Annotated in this window: 19 protein-coding genes and 1 pseudogene; 14 read left to right on the plus strand and 6 right to left on the minus strand. The window is 50.6% G+C overall.

Annotated elements, in window-relative coordinates:
* Positions 1-59: 59 nt before the first annotated feature.
* Entirely contained in the window at positions 60-1,289 is a 1,230-nt protein-coding gene (locus ACTHTG_RS08205; protein WP_440360627.1) for a multidrug effflux MFS transporter, read from the minus strand.
* Between the two features lie 241 nt (positions 1,290-1,530).
* On the opposite strand from ACTHTG_RS08205, the gene ACTHTG_RS08210 reads away from it, so the two are divergent.
* Entirely contained in the window at positions 1,531-3,060 is a 1,530-nt protein-coding gene (locus ACTHTG_RS08210; RefSeq protein WP_285071011.1) for a helicase HerA-like domain-containing protein, read from the plus strand.
* Positions 3,061-3,126: 66 nt separating this feature from the next.
* Here the strand turns inward: ACTHTG_RS08210 and ACTHTG_RS08215 are convergent, their stop codons facing one another.
* From ACTHTG_RS08215 to ACTHTG_RS08230, 4 genes are all read right to left on the minus strand, one after another.
* Positions 3,127-4,482 carry a PFL family protein gene (locus ACTHTG_RS08215; RefSeq protein ID WP_440360628.1) on the minus strand — a complete coding sequence of 452 codons (1,356 nt, stop codon included), beginning with the start codon at positions 4,480-4,482 and terminating at the stop codon, positions 3,127-3,129.
* A gap of 15 nt (positions 4,483-4,497) precedes the next feature.
* The gene (locus tag ACTHTG_RS08220) at positions 4,498-4,770 is read right to left on the minus strand and encodes an ACT domain-containing protein (protein WP_204789055.1); all 273 of its coding nucleotides are present in this window, start codon (positions 4,768-4,770) and stop codon (positions 4,498-4,500) included.
* Positions 4,771-4,877: 107 nt separating this feature from the next.
* Positions 4,878-6,014, minus strand: a complete 1,137-nt coding sequence (locus ACTHTG_RS08225) for a polyamine ABC transporter substrate-binding protein (RefSeq protein WP_004520489.1) — start codon at positions 6,012-6,014, stop codon at positions 4,878-4,880.
* Positions 6,011-6,223 (minus strand): hypothetical protein, encoded by a 213-nt coding sequence (locus ACTHTG_RS08230; RefSeq protein ID WP_440362642.1) that lies wholly within the window; start codon positions 6,221-6,223, stop codon positions 6,011-6,013. Before ACTHTG_RS08230 ends, ACTHTG_RS08225 begins: the two co-directional genes overlap by 4 nt.
* Positions 6,224-6,341: 118 nt before the next feature.
* Between ACTHTG_RS08230 and ACTHTG_RS08235 the strand changes: the two genes are divergently transcribed.
* A complete protein-coding gene (locus tag ACTHTG_RS08235) occupies positions 6,342-6,878 on the plus strand; it encodes an RNA pyrophosphohydrolase (protein ID WP_004520487.1) in 537 nt (178 codons plus the stop codon).
* A gap of 68 nt (positions 6,879-6,946) precedes the next feature.
* Complete coding sequence (gene parE / locus ACTHTG_RS08240) at positions 6,947-8,932, plus strand: DNA topoisomerase IV subunit B (protein WP_004520486.1); 1,986 nt, start codon at positions 6,947-6,949, stop codon at positions 8,930-8,932.
* Positions 8,933-9,163: 231 nt separating this feature from the next.
* Here the strand turns inward: parE and ACTHTG_RS08245 are convergent, their stop codons facing one another.
* Positions 9,164-9,883, minus strand: coding sequence for a S24 family peptidase (locus ACTHTG_RS08245; protein ID WP_004520485.1), 720 nt, complete (start codon positions 9,881-9,883; stop codon positions 9,164-9,166).
* 237 nt (positions 9,884-10,120) lie between these two features.
* On the opposite strand from ACTHTG_RS08245, the gene ACTHTG_RS08250 reads away from it, so the two are divergent.
* The 11 genes and pseudogenes from ACTHTG_RS08250 (at position 10,121) to ACTHTG_RS08300 (ending at position 15,946) form a co-directional block, all read left to right on the plus strand.
* Positions 10,121-10,369: a helix-turn-helix domain-containing protein gene (locus ACTHTG_RS08250; RefSeq protein WP_039862369.1), complete on the plus strand. Its 249-nt coding sequence runs from the start codon at positions 10,121-10,123 to the stop codon at positions 10,367-10,369.
* Positions 10,370-10,443: 74 nt separating this feature from the next.
* Complete coding sequence (locus tag ACTHTG_RS08255; RefSeq protein ID WP_308538421.1) at positions 10,444-12,444, plus strand: transposase; 2,001 nt, start codon at positions 10,444-10,446, stop codon at positions 12,442-12,444.
* Between the two features lie 35 nt (positions 12,445-12,479).
* A pseudogene (locus ACTHTG_RS08260) lies at positions 12,480-13,393 on the plus strand (AAA family ATPase).
* 15 nt (positions 13,394-13,408) lie between these two features.
* The gene (locus ACTHTG_RS08265) at positions 13,409-13,651 is read left to right on the plus strand and encodes a toxin PIN (RefSeq protein WP_070588169.1); all 243 of its coding nucleotides are present in this window, start codon (positions 13,409-13,411) and stop codon (positions 13,649-13,651) included.
* A 27-nt stretch (positions 13,652-13,678) separates the two neighbouring features.
* On the plus strand, positions 13,679-13,918 hold the full coding sequence (locus tag ACTHTG_RS08270; protein WP_049336928.1) for a hypothetical protein: 240 nt from the start codon (positions 13,679-13,681) through the stop codon (positions 13,916-13,918).
* Between the two features lie 99 nt (positions 13,919-14,017).
* A complete protein-coding gene (locus tag ACTHTG_RS08275; protein WP_162837291.1) occupies positions 14,018-14,173 on the plus strand; it encodes a hypothetical protein in 156 nt (51 codons plus the stop codon).
* Positions 14,170-14,292 (plus strand): hypothetical protein, encoded by a 123-nt coding sequence (locus ACTHTG_RS08280; RefSeq protein ID WP_256388733.1) that lies wholly within the window; start codon positions 14,170-14,172, stop codon positions 14,290-14,292. Before ACTHTG_RS08275 ends, ACTHTG_RS08280 begins: the two co-directional genes overlap by 4 nt.
* A 79-nt stretch (positions 14,293-14,371) precedes the next feature.
* Entirely contained in the window at positions 14,372-14,539 is a 168-nt protein-coding gene (locus tag ACTHTG_RS08285; RefSeq protein ID WP_168162677.1) for a hypothetical protein, read from the plus strand.
* Complete coding sequence (locus ACTHTG_RS08290; RefSeq protein ID WP_049343886.1) at positions 14,539-14,979, plus strand: hypothetical protein; 441 nt, start codon at positions 14,539-14,541, stop codon at positions 14,977-14,979. Before ACTHTG_RS08285 ends, ACTHTG_RS08290 begins: the two co-directional genes overlap by 1 nt.
* Positions 14,976-15,461, plus strand: a complete 486-nt coding sequence (locus ACTHTG_RS08295) for a hypothetical protein (protein WP_049343887.1) — start codon at positions 14,976-14,978, stop codon at positions 15,459-15,461. The genes ACTHTG_RS08290 and ACTHTG_RS08295 overlap by 4 nt, the downstream gene beginning before the upstream one ends.
* The gene (locus ACTHTG_RS08300; RefSeq protein ID WP_049336428.1) at positions 15,458-15,946 is read left to right on the plus strand and encodes a hypothetical protein; all 489 of its coding nucleotides are present in this window, start codon (positions 15,458-15,460) and stop codon (positions 15,944-15,946) included. The genes ACTHTG_RS08295 and ACTHTG_RS08300 overlap by 4 nt, the downstream gene beginning before the upstream one ends.
* Positions 15,947-15,955: the final 9 nt, after the last annotated feature.

The raw sequence follows: 15,955 nt of genomic DNA on the forward strand, positions 1-15,955 counted from the left end.
TTAATTTCTTCAATATAGTGTTGAGGCCGTCTGAAACCGTTTTTCAGACGGCCCGAAGGTTAAACATATTCTTTTTTATCGTTTTCCATCCAAGCCTGATGCGAGCAAACCCACAACAGCACGATACCGCATACGGTCGAACTCAACATCATACCGGCCATCACCAAGGCGGAACCATTATGTAGCCAAGTCGTTGCCATGCCGACCGATGCGCCGATAAGGGATTGGAACACGCCTAAAACGGCATTTGCGCTGCCGCCCTCTGCGCTGAAATAGCTCATAAAGCAGGCTTGAGTGTTCGCTCCGACCAAGCCTTGCGTACCAACTGAAAACATCACGCATGGCACTAAAGCCCACAAAGGCGGCAAAGACAGCGACAACACCAAAACCGTCATCAGCAGATTGGCGGAAAATTGGACGATAATGCCCCATTTGAGGATGTTTTGCGGATGCGTACCGGTTTTCAAACGCCATGCGGTAACGCGGTTAAAAGACATCATGGTAATGATATTGAGCGCAAATATCCAAGCATATTGGTTTGGTGAAACATGATACAGATTTTGGTACACGAACGACGATTCGGTCAAAAAGGCAAACATCGAACCAAAACTGAAAGCTTGGAAAAACAGATAGCCCATCGCGGCGCGCGTTCTCAAAACACGTTTAAACCTGCCTGCCACCACGCCGAACACGTCCATGCTGATTTTGCCTTTTTGGTGCGGCTTGGGCAGGAAATACCACATCAAACCCCAAAGCAGCAGCGAATAGCAGGCCAGAAAGCCGAAAATCATGCGCCAGCCGCCCAAATTCTGCAAGCCTGCACCAATCATCGGCGCCATCAATGGCACAATCATCAGAATGATGCCGATTAAGGCAAACATCTGCGCGGCTTTGCGTCCGGAATAATAATCGCGCACCATCGCGCCGGAAATCACCACGGTCATCCCCGCGCCAAACGCCTGCACGGCACGCAAGTTCAGCAGCTGCTCGACATTATTCACCATCGTCAAACCGATAACGGCGGCAAAGTAAATGCTCAAGCCCACCAAGGCGACAGGTTTGCGACCTTTAATATCCGAAACCGAACCGCCGACCACCTGACCAAACGCCACGCCAAACATAAAAAAGCTCAGGCTTTGCTCAATGCGGTGGATGTCCGAACCCAACGACTTCGCCATTTCGGGAATCGCAGGCAGATAGGCATCGACAGAAAACGGCATCAGCGCGACCAACATCGCCATCAGCACGGCCATGGTTTTTTCGCCCAAAGGGGCTTGTTGTGCAGTCATTCCGACTTTCGCTTTCGTAAAAAATATTCAAAAAACAAAGAAAACAACCGCCTTGTCAGACGGTTGCGGATTGGATGGAATTATAGCAGATTTCAACCTTGTCCAATCACTGCAAAAAAACCTTTGCAAAACTTAAGGCCGTCTGAAACTTTGCTTGGTTGAATCCCCTTGCCGCAAACGTTAAAATGCTTGTTTTTTAAGACAACAAATTGTTTCACATCACGGATTCTAAGGAATAATCATGACTACATTTCAAATTGCGCGTGCCGACGGGAAAACGCTCGAAATCCAAGGCAAAATGGCCAACCGCCACGGCTTGATCGCCGGTGCGACCGGTACGGGTAAAACCGTTACCCTGCGCCGCATGGCGGAAGCCTTCAGCAGCGAAGGCGTCCCTGTATTCTTGGTCGATGTCAAAGGTGATTTGTCAGGCATCGCACAAGCCGGTACCAACAGCGGCAAAGTGGGCGAACGCATCGCCGAGTTTAATTTGGGCGAGCACTGGCTGCAAAATTTCCCCGTGCGCTTTTGGGATGTTTACGGAGAAACCGGTATTCCCGTACGCGTAACCGTTTCAGAAATGGGCCCTATGCTTTTGGCGCGCCTGATGAATCTGAACGACACGCAAGAAGGCCTGCTCAACCTCGTGTTTAAAGTTGCCGACGACAGAGGCTGGCACATTCTGGACTTAAAAGACCTGCGCAGCATGTTGAAACACGTTTCCGACCACGCTTCGGAATACCGCACGCAATACGGCAACGTTTCTGCCGCCAGTATCGGCGCGATTCAACGCCAACTGCTGACTTTGGAAAACGAAGGTGCAGAAAAATTCTTCGGCGAGCCTTCCCTCAACCTGCAAGACTGGATGCAAACCGACAACGGCAAAGGCATCATCAACATCCTCAACTCCGAAAAACTGATGCGCTCTCCGCGTATGTACAGCGCGTTTTTGCTGTGGATGCTGGCGGAGTTGTTTGAAACCCTGCCCGAAGTCGGCGATTTGGACAAACCAAAATTCGTGATGTTCTTCGACGAAGCGCATTTGATGTTCGACAATGCCGCCAATGCGTTGGTCGAACAAATCGAACAAGTCGTGCGCCTGATCCGTTCCAAAGGCGTGGGCGTATATTTTGTTACCCAAAACCCGCTCGACTTGCCCGATACCATTCTCGGCCAACTGGGTAACCGCGTGCAACACGCCCTGCGCGCCTTCACACCGCGCGACCAAAAAGCAGTCAAAGCCGCTGCCGAAACCTTCCGCAGCAACCCAAATATCAAAGTTGCTGAAGCGATTGCCGAACTCGGCGTCGGTGAAGCCCTCGTTTCCTTCCTTGATGAAAAAGGTATGCCCGAGCCGGTAGAACGCGCCCTCATCCTGCCGCCGCAATCTTCCTTAACCCCGCTTGCCGCAGAGGAACGCAACCGCTTGTTCCAAAATGACGACTTGTATCCGACCTACAAAGACATGGTGGACAACTACTCCGCTTTTGAAGCATTGACCGAAGCAGACAGCCAGGCTGCCGCTGAAAAAGAAGCCGCAAATGTCGCCAAAGAGCAGGAAAAAGCACAAAAAGCCGCAGAAAAAGAGGCTGCCAATGCCGATCCCGGTATCCTCGGCGGACTGATCGGCGGTTTGAGCGGAGGACGTAAAAAATCCGGCCAAGGTTTAGGCTACAACGTTGCCGACGCCATCGGCAGCCAAATCAACCGCCAAGTAACCAACGCCATTTCCCGCAGCGTAATGGGCATTATTAAAAATATGTTTAAATAATCAGCCTGCGAAAATAAAAGGCCGTCTGAAAATCAATTTCAGACGGCCTTTTGTTTATCAATCCAATCAGTTTTTCATCGATTGAACCGGAGCCGGGATTCTACCGCCTCGGTTGACGAATACTTCGCACGAACCTTCTTTGACCGGCATAACAGGCGCGTAGCCCAACAGGCCGCCGAACTCGACGCTGTCACCGACGGTTTTACCGGTTACCGGAATAATGCGTACGGCAGTGGTTTTGCTGTTGATCATGCCGATGGCGGCTTCGTCAGCAATGATGCCGGAAATGGTATGAGCAGGCGTATCGCCGGGAACGGCAATCATATCCAAACCAACTGAGCAGACAGCGGTCATTGCTTCGAGTTTGTCCAACGTCAGCACTCCGGCTTCGGCTGCGGCAATCATGCCCTCGTCTTCCGAAACAGGGATAAACGCGCCACTCAAACCGCCGACCGCGCTGGAAGCCATCATGCCGCCTTTCTTCACGGCATCATTCAGCAAGGCCAAAGCCGCTGTCGTGCCGTGCGTACCGCAGACGCTCAAGCCCATTTCTTCAAGAATGCGCGCCACCGAGTCGCCGACGGCAGGAGTTGGTGCCAATGACAAGTCGAGAATACCGAATGGGATATTCAGCATTTTTGAGGCTTCGCGACCGATAAGTTCGCCCACGCGGGTAATTTTGAAAGCGGTTTTCTTCACAACTTCCGCAACTTCGGTCAATGTCGTTGCATCTGAATTTTCCAACGCGGCTTTTACGACACCCGGGCCGGATACGCCGACATTGATAACGGCATCTGCTTCGCCCGAACCATGAAACGCACCCGCCATAAACGGGTTGTCTTCCACCGCGTTGCAGAACACGACTATTTTAGCGCAGCCGAAACCTTCGGGCGTGATTTCAGCCGTACGTTTGATGGTTTCGCCTGCCAGCTTGACCGCATCCATATTGATACCAGCGCGCGTGCTGCCGATATTGATGGAGCTGCACACGATATCGGTAGTCTTCATCGCTTCGGGAATAGAACGGATCAGCACCTCATCCGAAGGCGACATGCCTTTTTGCACCAGCGCGGAAAAGCCGCCGATAAACGACACGCCTATCGCTTTGGCAGCTTTATCCAAAATTTGCGCCACGCTGACGTAAGAATCAGCATGGGTGGCCGCGGCGATTTGAGCAATCGGCGTAACGGAAATGCGCTGATTCACAATCGGTACGCCGTATTTGGCAGACAGATATTTTGCCGTTGCCACCAAGTCTTTGCCGACAGTGGTGATTTTGTTGTAAATGTTTTGGTTCAACACATTGATATCGCTGCTGATACAGTCGTGCAGATCAATACCGATGGTAATGGTGCGCACGTCAAAATTCTGGTCGGCCACCATTTTGACGGTTTCTAAAATCTCGCCGGATTGAATACTCATGGCTCTTCCTCCGACTTAAATACGGTGCATGGCTTGGAAAATTTCTTCGTTTTGCATACGGATATCAAGCGCGAGTTTTTTGCTCTCCTCCGCAAACAAATCCAAAACCTCTTGACGCGATTTGATGCATTTTGAAGTGTCCACCAAAATAATCATGGTAAAAAAATCGTCCATCAGCTGTTGGCTGATGTTGAGAATATTGATTTGGTTTTCCGCTAAAATTTTGGAAACGTCGTACACAATGCCCACACGGTCTTTGCCGATGACGGTGATGACTGAATTGTTCATAACGCTGTTTCTCCTGATAGGATATTTGAAAAGTGTTGACAATTATAACACTCAGGCCGTCTGAAAAACTGTTTCAGACGGCCTGAGTATCCAAATTTCAATTTTAATTATCGCCCTGCTTTCAAAGCCTGCCACAGGCGAACGCTGAGTTTGCTCGCATCAGTTGACTTGGGAGAGACGATGAAGCTTTTTTCCATCAACTCTTTACTTGGGAAAATCGATTCGTCAGAAGTATATTTTTCATCCATCAAATCACGCGCCGGACGGCTGGCAGGAGCATAAGTCACATAGTTGCCGTTTTTGGCCGCTGTTTCCGGATTGAGCGTGTGATTGATATATTTGTGTGCATTGGCCACATTTTGCGCATCACGCGGAATCATCAGCGAATCCACCCAGATACCGACGCCGCTTTTCGGCGCCAATACTTCGACTTCGACACCGTTTCCGGCTTCTTTGGCACGGGTTTTGGCAATATTGAGGTCGCCGCCGTAGCCTACCGATACGCAAAGATTACCGGCCGCCATATCGTCAATGTAGCCGGACGAGGTAAAGCGTTTGATGTCGGGACGCACTTTTTTCATCATATCGACAGCTGCTTTGATGTCGTCAGGGTTTTCACTGTTCGGATCTTTGCCCAAATAATGCAAAGCCAAAGGAATCTGCTCGATGGCGCTGTCGAAATAGCTGATGCCGCAGGATTTCAGTTTTTGGGTGTATTCAGGATTGAACACCAAATCCCATTCGTTTTCAGGCAGCTTATCCGTACCTAAAGCCTTTTGAACCTGCTGTTTGTTAATCGCTAGCGTATTGATACCCCAGAAATAAGGGACGGCATATTCGTTGCCTGGATCGACGGTTTCCATCATTTTCAACAAATCGGGATCGATATTGGCGTAATCGGGAATTTGCGATTTGTCGATTTTTTGATACGCGCCGGCTTTAATCTGGCGGCCGACATTGGCAATAGAAGGCGCAACCAGGTCATAACCCGACTTGCCGGTCAGCAGCTTGGCTTCCAGCGCTTCGTTGCTGTCGTAGTAATCGTAGCGGACGTTGATATTCGTATTTTTTTCAAACGCAGACAGCGTGGCAGGATCGACATAATCCGACCAGTTGTAGATATTGAGTTTATCCGTTTGAGAGGAAGTTTGAGATGCGGAAGATTCTGCGGCGGTTTCTTTTCCGCCGCTACACGCAGTCAAGACGAGGCTCAAGATTGCCGCCGCCATCAAAGATTTTTTCATGGTTTCAGACCTTTTGTTCGGGAGGTAAAAATATTGCAGCGGTGGCAGATGCCACTTACAAAAGGGAAACTGTGGGGGCGGCCGGCATGTGTCCTTTGCCCTTGATTCAGCAAGGTTTGCATTAAACGGCAAAAAGCTTTTGAATGCAAGACCTTAAAGCAGAAAAAATTCTCCCTTTTCAGACGGCCTGAAGCTATGGTTTTATTCATAAACAACATTTTTTGAGAAACGGTTTCATGCCGTCTGGAAAAACTGTGTGCTTATTCAGACGGCCTCAAGATTTGTCAAAACCGTCCAATTTGTGGGAAAATTGCACGATTAAATTTAATGAAGGGCGACACCGTGTTAGACAGAGAAGGCTATCGCCCCAATGTCGGTATTATCCTGATTAACGAACGTAACGAAGTCTTTTGGGGCAAACGCGTACGCGAACATTCATGGCAGTTTCCGCAAGGCGGCATCAAGCCGGGTGAAAGCCCTGAGACCGCCATGTACCGCGAATTGTACGAAGAAGTCGGCCTGTTGCCGCAACACATCAAAATCGTTGGCCGTACGCGCGACTGGTTGCGTTATGACGTGCCCAGCCACTGGGTGCGGCGCGAATGGCGCGGTTCGTATCGCGGACAAAAACAGATTTGGTATCTTTTGCGTTTGGTCGGCCGCGACAGCGACGTCAACCTCCGCGCCTGCCACCATCCTGAATTCGACGGCTGGCGTTGGCACCAATACTGGGCGCCAGTTGACGAAGTCATCGACTTCAAGCGCGGCGTGTATTTGGACGCATTGACCGAACTCTCCCGTTTCTTGCGCGGCATAGAAAGCTATGAAGACTTTATCCGTCGCAATCCAATAGAAAACCTATAACCCAAACGCTTTCAGGCCGTCTGAAAGCGTTGTTTTTCATCTTTTCAGACGGCCTTTACATTATTCCTATGGCTAAAAACAATCAATACAGCGAATCCAGCATTACCGTCCTCAAAGGCTTGGAGCCGGTCAAAGAACGTCCCGGCATGTACACCCGTACCGACAGCCCGACCCATATCTGTCAGGAAGTAATTGATAATGCGGCGGACGAGGCGTTAGGTGGTTTTGCAACTGCAATCGACGTGCAAATTCATGAAGACGGTTCGCTTTCCGTCCGTGATAACGGCCGCGGCATTCCCGTCGGCCTGCACCCTGAAGAAGGCGTACCCGTAGTCGAACTCGTCTTCACCCGTCTGCACGCAGGTGGCAAGTTCAACAAAAAAGACGGCGGCAGCGCCTATGCCTTTTCAGGCGGCCTACACGGCGTCGGCGTATCTGTGACCAACGCCCTTTCCACCCGCCTTGAAGTAACGGTCAAACGCGAAGGCAAAGTCCACCGCATCGTCTTTTCCGGTGGCAACGTCATTGAGTCATTGACTGAAGTGGGCAAATGCGCCGTCAAAGACAGCGGCACCGAAGTGCGCGTCTGGCCGGACGGCAAATATTTTGAAAGCCCGAATTACAGCATTCCCGAACTCGAGCGCCTATTGCGCGCCAAAGCCGTCTTGTTGCCGGGCGTACGCGTTTCCCTGACCCGTCCGGTTAAAGGCGAAAACGAAACATACACCCAAACTTGGCACTATCCAGACGGCTTGAAAAGCTATCTGACCGACCTCATTGCCGACGCGCAAGAAGCCGTGCCTATCTTCTCTTGTGAAAACTACATTTCAGACGGCCACAACGGCGATTTCAGTATCGGAGAAGGCGCCGCGTTTGCCCTGACTTGGCTGGAAGAAGGCTCGTGTGCCAACGAAAGCTACGTCAACCTCATCCCCACCCCTCTGGGCGGTACGCACGAAGCAGGCTTGAAACAAGCCGTGTTTAACGCCGTCAACAACTTCATCAATCTGCACAACCTCTTGCCGCGCGGCGTGAAAGTGCAAAGCGACGACGTGTTCAGCAAAACCGCCTTCGTCCTCTCCGCCCGCGTCCTCGACCCGCAGTTCCAAGGTCAGACCAAAGACAAGCTGACCAACCGCGATGCGCTGAAACTCGTTGCCACTGTATCGGGCGATCCTTTGGAATTGTGGCTGAACCAAAACGTGGACTACGGCAAAAAAATCGCCGAACTCGCCATCCGTCAGGCACAAGCGCGGATGCGTTCGGTTAAAAAGATTGAAAAGAAAAAAGGCAGCGGCGTCGCTGTCTTGCCCGGTAAGCTGACCGACTGCGAAAGCGAAGACATTCGCGAAAACGAACTCTTCCTCGTCGAAGGCGATTCTGCCGGCGGCTCTGCCAAACTTGCCCGCGACAAAGCTACACAGGCCATCCTGCCCCTGCGCGGCAAAGTGCTCAACAGCTTTGAAGTCCACCCCGACCAACTCTTCGGTAACGCCGAAATCCATGATATTTCCGTCGCCATCGGCGTTGATCCGCATGGAATCAATGACAATCCCGACTTAAGCGGCCTGCGCTACGGCAAAATCGCCATCCTGTCCGATGCCGACGTGGACGGCTCGCATATTCAAGTTTTGCTGCTGACCCTGTTCTACCGCCACTTCCCGAAACTAGTCGCCGACGGACACATCTACGTCGCCCAGCCGCCGCTATTCCGCGTCGATGTCAACGCACAAGGCAAAAGCAAACCCGCCCGCAAATTCTACGCCCTCGACCAAAACGAACTCGACAGCATTTTGGAGCGACTGCAAAAAGAAGGCGTCAAAGAAACTGCTTATTCCATCAGCCGCTTCAAAGGCTTGGGCGAGATGAACCCCGACCAGCTCAAAGACACCACCATGCACCCCGACACCCGCCGTCTGTTGCAGGTGCAAATCCCAGAAGGTGCAGATGACGAAACACGCGATATCTTCGTCAAACTGATGGGCAAAGGCGAAGCCGCTGCCCGCCGCGCATGGATGGAAAAAGAAGGCGATACGGCAGAATTGGATATTTAATCTATTGTTTCAATAGACTAAAGTGTGGGGGACTGTTAGTTTTTGCACAAGGAACAAATAGAGTAAAAAAACGCTGAAATCTTCGAAAGATGTGGATTTCGGCGTTTTTTTGTATCCGGAAAAGTTACGCCAGCTTTTTCACAAAACCGCGCCGGAATGCGCGGTTTTCTGTTTAAAGCTGACGAGATTAGGGAATTTTTAAAACTGTTTTAAGAGGTTTTTAAAATGGATTTAATCAATACTCCGGCCATACCACTCAACACGGCCTATGATGGCGATGTCGTCTTGGGCATTACTCAAATCTATTTCAAACGGTGCGTAACGTGGATTTTCAGACGTTACAAGCAGTTTGCCCGGTATACGTTGCACACGTTTGACAAAGAGGTCATTGCCTATACGCAAGACATATAGGCCGTCACGCGGGTCGGTTTCGGCGTGATTGATGAGAATGGAATCCCCATGATTGAGCACACCCTCCATTGAATCGCCTTTAACGGTAATTACAGACAGCTTTTCCGGCTGTTTGGTCACATAGTTGTCAATCCAATATTTCCGGAAAGCCAAGCAGAACAAAGGTTCTTCGCCGAAGACCGGTGCACCATACCCTGCTGCTGCGGCTACGTTGTAGCGCGGCACGAATACAAACTCTGACAAGTCGACAGGGTTGCCCATAGTGTCAGTAATTCCATCAGAATTTCTGCTTACAGAGAATGCCCCGGCGTTTTCTGGTCTGGCTTTATCAAGATACGGTAAGCCTTTGCCGGTCAGCAGCCAGTTCAAATCACACCCGGTAGATTCTTGAATCTTTATAAGGGTTTCAGTGTTTGGAAGGCCGTCGTTATACCAAATCCGGTTAAATCCGGGCGGGCTCATTCCAATATCTCTTGCAATAACCGCAGGCTTTGGGTTATCGCGCCATAAGTAGGTCAATCTTTCTTTAAAAGTATTCATAAGTTATCTCTATATGTGGTTGCATACATAAAAATATCTATGCAACTTTCTATGCAACTAAATGTATTTTGTTGCATAAAATTAATTCGTTTAATAAACAAAAACATACAGAAAACCTAAGCGAAAGCTTATATTTTTCTCTATGCAACCGCTTTACATATTATCTGGTTGCATATATTATTCAATCAACCAAGAACAAACGGTTAGAAAAACGGTTTAACGTATGGAGTAAGTGAAATGGTACAAAAAAACGCAGATTGGCACCGCGCAGATATTGTTGCAGCACTCAAAAAACGTGGTTGGTCAGTAAGAGCTCTTAGTGTTGCATCCGGCTTGTCACCAAATACATTGAAAGGCGCATTGCAATTCCCTTATTTGAAAGGAGAAAAAATCATTGCAGATGCAATAGGCGTCCCACCTGAAGTAATTTGGCCGACACGCTATGAAGAACGTAATTTCAAGCCAGTATTAAGTGCTTCGCACTAATTATACGCAGATGTTTAAAAGAAATCATGCAAATGATTACAAATGAACTAAAAGCGGGATAAGTGGAGTTTTATATGCAAACAGATAGTCTTTCATCATCAGAACTCGCAAATTTACGGTTGCCAAATCTACAAGTATCAAGACAGGCGATTGAGAAGCGAGCCAAGACACAAGGCTGGCCGTACATCGAAGAAGTTGGCAAAGCGCGTGGAGGCCGTCTGAAAAAATACTTAATCGCTTCCCTCCCTGCCGAAATCCGAGCAGCCATCATGAAACGGCAGTCGGACGAGCTGGCGGAGAAGATGCCGAAAACCCTGCCCCAAGTCAGACCGGGGACGGCGATGTCGGCTCAGGCACTGGCTGAAGCGGCCAAGCTGTTGAACGAGAAACAACGGTCGGTGGCGGATGCGCGATGTGCGGTGGTGGCGGCGGTGTTGGGGATTAAATATCAATACGGTTGCTCTGCGAAGGCTGCGGTGGCTCAGTTTTTGGGCTTGCTGGCAGAAGGTAAATTGGACGCGGTCACGCTAGGGAATTTGGAAAAGGCCAATGACCGCAGCCGGTCGGCAAAGGTTGGCGAACGTACTTTAGACGGCTGGATTTCTGCTTATTTGAAAGCGGAAAACGCGACAGAGCGGTTGGTTGCTTTGGCTCCGAAGACGACGAAGGTGGTTAAGCCGATTGAGAGCTACGGTTGGTTGCCGATGTTTATGCAGTTTCACAATATCCCGTCAGCGCCGAAACTGGCACACAGCTACCGCCAGTTTGTGCAGTGGGCGGAAGCGGAAAATATGCCGGTCAATGATGTGCCTAACTTGAGTATGGTGCGGCGCGTTTGGGACAAGCTCCCGTTGATTATGCAGGAGCGCGGCAGGAAAACGGGGGCAGCTTATAAATCGCTGCTGCCTTATGTGAAACGTGATTGGGGGGCTTTGAAGCCGAACGATGTTTGGATCGGCGACGGCCACAGCTTTAAGGCGAAGGTGGCTCATCCGGTACACGGCAGGCCGTTTAAGCCGGAAGTGACGGTGATTATTGATGGTTGTACGCGGTTTGTGGTTGGGTTTTCGGTTTCGTTGGCTGAAAGTTGTGTGGCGGTATCGGACGCTCTGCGTATCGGGGTCAAGCATTTTGGTTTGCCTATTATCTATTACTCGGATAACGGCGGCGGCCAAACCGGCAAGACGATAGACCATGAAATCACGGGTATTACGTCCCGACTTGGTATCCGGCATGAAACGGGTATCGCGGGCAATCCGCAAGGACGCGGCATCATTGAGCGATGGTGGAAAGACAATCTTATTGAGATGGCGCGGCAGTATGAGACGTTTGCGGGCGCGGGGATGGACAGCAGCACGAAGAACCTGATGTACCGCAAGATGGAAAGTGCTTTTAACGCTTGGGAAAAAGGCAAGGAATTGACGGAGGAACAACAGAAATATTTGAAAAAACTGCCGAGCTGGTCGCGCTTTATCGCGGATGTGGTCAAGTGTATCGACGAATACAACAACCGCCCGCACGGCGAGCTGCCCCGACATCCTGACGGCGGGCATTATACGCCGAAGGCTTATCGGGAAATGAGGCTGGAACAGGACGGTATCGCGCCGGATATGTTGTCGGCGGAAGAACTGGCGACGATGTTTATGCCGCAAGAGGTGCGAAAGGTACAGCGCGGTTGGCTGGATTTGTTCAACAACTCTTATTTCTCAACTGAGCTGGCGGAGTATCACAAGGACGAGGTACGGGTCAGCTACGATTTGAGCGATGCGTCGGCGGTCAATGTGTTTGATATGGACGGCAAGTTTATCACTAAGGCGCAGGCCAACGGCAATACCCGCGAGGCTTTCCCGACGGCTCGTATCGACCAACTGGCGGAAAAACGCCGAAAAGGCAAAATCAAGCGGGCGGAAAATGCAATCAAGCTCGCAAACGCGGAAGTCAATCCGGCTTTGGAACAGGCTGCGGTTTGGGACGAGCTGGGACATTTGGGCGGAAACGTCATCGAGGCGGAGTATGCGGTATTGCCGAAAACGGGCACGGACGATTTTGTGCTATTTGAGGCGGATAGAAGTTAAAACGGTTTTAAACCTCTTTTAAAAGGACTAAAAAAATGAAACAAATCAATCATACATTGCAACAAAAACTGGCTGAATTTAAAGCCAAATCAGGCATGAACCAAACCCAACTGGCACGCGGTATCGGTACTTCGCCGGCATCCATCAGTATGTATCTGAACGGCACTTATGCGGAAAAAGGCGGCAATTATGAAACCATCGAGCCGAAAATCGAGGCGTTTTTGGAGATGCAGGACAGTAAAGCGCAACGTGAAGAGCTGGTGTTGGGTTTTGTATCGACTAAGACGACACGCCGAATCGCGGAAGTGATGCGCGATGCGCACGAAGGTGGTGAAACGGTGGTGATCTACGGTCAGGCCGGCTTGGGCAAGACGCAGGCGGTCAAAACTACTGCGAGAAAAACCCCGCGGCCATCTTGATTGAGGCTAATCCGAGCTTTACGGCTTTGGTCTTGATGCGCAAGTTGGCGACTGCGGCGAAGGTATCAGCGATGGGCAGCCTGAATGATTTGTTTGAGTCTGTATCTGACCGCCTGCGCGATTCGGGCCGTCTGATTGTGGTCGATGAAGCGGAAAACCTGCCTTTACGCGCCCTTGAAATTGTACGCCGTCTGCACGATGAGACTGGCTGCGGCTTGGTATTGAGCGGTATGCCACGACTGGTTGCGAATTTGCGCGGTAAGCATGGCGAGCTGGTGCAACTTTATAGCCGCGTGTCTGTTGCGCTGAATTTGGGCGAATCTTTGCCGGATGACGAGCTCTTTGAGATTGCGAAAGCGGCTTTGCCTGATGCGGACGAAGAAACGCTCCTGGAACTGGTTAAACATAGTAACGGCAATACGCGCCGGATGAGCAAATTGATGCGCGGCGCGGTACGCACGGCGAACAAGAACGGTATCAAGATGCAGGCCGGTATCGTTAAGAAATACAGCTCCCTGATTATCCGATAAGAAAGGCCGTCTGAAATGAGACACGAATATGCGGTACACGCCGGAGTCTATGAGGACACTTGGCACGATTATGAAACCCATAAACGGCGGAAGATTTGGCGTGCGGATATACGCGGCAAGCGCAAAGAAGGCTTTGCATGGTTGCAAATCCGCCGACTACGGAAACGCTTCGAGAGCAAAGAGGAAGCCAAGGAATGGGCGGCGCAGGTTAAGGCGGATTGGGTACGCAATAATTTTTTTGCCTTGAAAAAATATTAAGTAATTGATTTATAAGGAAATAGGAAAATGTCTAATTTGTTTTGCGAACGGAAAACCAAGTGGATCGGTTTGGCTTTTTGGTTGTTGTTTTGGGCGGTCTTGGCGGGAACGATGCTGCATAGCTGCTCTAAGCCGGTGGTGTCGGCGGCGAAGTTGGAAATGTCGCGCCGCGAGCGGATGGCGGATTTGGAGGCTCAAGCTTTGGGCGAGCAATACGAGTCGATGAGTACGGAGGAAAAAATGAAAGGGATTGTTTATGAGCGATAAGCCATTGAGCCCTACGGCGAAACAAGAGGCTTTGGATCGGGTGGTCAAGGAAATCCGCGCGAAATATGGCGATAAGGCGATTGTGAAAGGATGTGTGAAATGAGTTTTGGACGACGTAATACGGATTGGCAGGCTTGGGGACAACACCGCAGGCGTGCGACGGCGCGAATGGCGCAAAAAAACAGAGAGCGCGAAATTGAGGAATATCAGGCGCGTTTCAGACGGCCTGCCGAGAAGAAGGAGGAGAAAAAATGATTTGGTTTGTTGTCGGATTGGCGGTGTTGGTGCTGCTGGGGATTTGGCTTGAAATGCTGGCCCGAATCGTCGTGTTGCACATGATAGGTGAAGGCCATGACGGGTATGACGACAATTAAAACGGTAAGCCGTTGATGTTGCTCTATATTTTTTTGCCTTGTTGAAAATATAAGGTATTGATTTAAAAGGATTTAAGAAATGAATCAAAAAGAAATTGCAGAATGGATCGAAGACCGTGGCGAGCTGATGTTGATGAAGAAGGACGGCGAGGGATTTGTGATTGCTGCGCGGTCGCCGGACGGGATGTGGAAGACTGCCGAGGCGGAAACTTTGGCTCGGGCGATAACTTTATGGGAGGAAGTGTGATGGACATTGAGCAATACAACCCTAAAAAAGACCCTAAATACATTGGCTATATTTTCCGATTTTTGAAGAAAAAATCCAAACTGCTTGAAGCTTCGGGAGCTTATCCGCGAATTGTTAAGTTTAAAGATGGGTTCGGCTGGTATATCGGCTGGTTTATTGAAGACGGTCTTGGAGACTTTATTGGCAGCAGGATTTATTACAGCTCCGAAAAAGTTGAGACATTTTGTTTTGTGAAAACCCCTGAAACAGAGGTGGTTACCGAAGTCAAATGGGACGAATACGAACGTATCGGAGGGTGTGCATTAACTGAATGGCATCACAAATGGATTTATGCCAATAAACAATCACGCAAATGCCGCCACTGCGGAAGATGGGAACGGAAAGCCGTCAAGACCGTTAAGACGGTTGAACGTCGAACATTATGGGAGAGCGAGTCATGAACATCAAATGCCCGAACTGCGGGGCGGTGCATAGCCTGGACAGCTTAATCAATGACGCAGACGCATCAGCGGTATTAAAGGCTGTGTTGGAGATGGATGCTGAAATGGGCAAGGCGGCGATACGGTATATCGGTTTGTTCCGCCCTGCCAAGTCCCAGCTCTCTTGGGCGCGTACCGCAAAACTGCTGAATGAGTTGCTGCCGATGATTAAGGCGCAGGAGGCGGCACGCGACGGGGTTTGTTTCCCCGCACCTGCCGAGGCTTGGATTCATGGCTTTAACGAGACGGTCAATGCACGCGACCAAGGCCGTCTGAAAACGCCGCTGAAGTCGCACGGCTACCTGTATGAAATCCTTGCGGGCTGGGTTGGCCAGCCAAGCGCAGGGAATCAGACAAACCAACCCAACCGCCGCGCCACACTACCGGCCAACCCCAGCCAAACCTTGACCGCAGCCGCATCGCTGCAAGGACTGAAGAAATGAAAGAACTACCTACCCAACTGCATAACGCCATGATCGACGGCCTGACCATGCTTTTGACCCTGCGTCTGAGCGGTTCGCCGGCTGCCGATACTGTGGCCGCGACTGCGCAAACATGGAGCCGTGTATTGGCGCACGGCCGGGCGTGGGACGAAGCGCGAGATGTATCGCGCTTTCAGACGGCCTTTATGGTGCTGGCGAATGAGACCAACCGCTGGCCGAGTCCGAAAGACTTTTTAGACAAGCTGCCTCCACCGCCGGAGCCGTTGAAGCTGGAACACCATTACCACCTCACGGAAGAGGGAAAAGCGAAGGGAAAATCGGCTTTAAGCCGCATACAGGGCGTAATTAAAGAGGTGTTAAGAGACAAGTCACTTATACCGCCTTCGGCTGAAACCGCCACCGAGCAGATTTTGAGACACCGCGCGAAAGTTGAGGCACTTGCCCAGCGCGAACGCGAACAAGGCTTGAGCAAGCCGAAATGTTAAACCCAACCC

Source organism: Neisseria sp. P0017.S009, assembly GCF_051957375.1.
Taxonomy (GTDB): Bacteria; Pseudomonadota; Gammaproteobacteria; order Burkholderiales; family Neisseriaceae; genus Neisseria; species Neisseria perflava.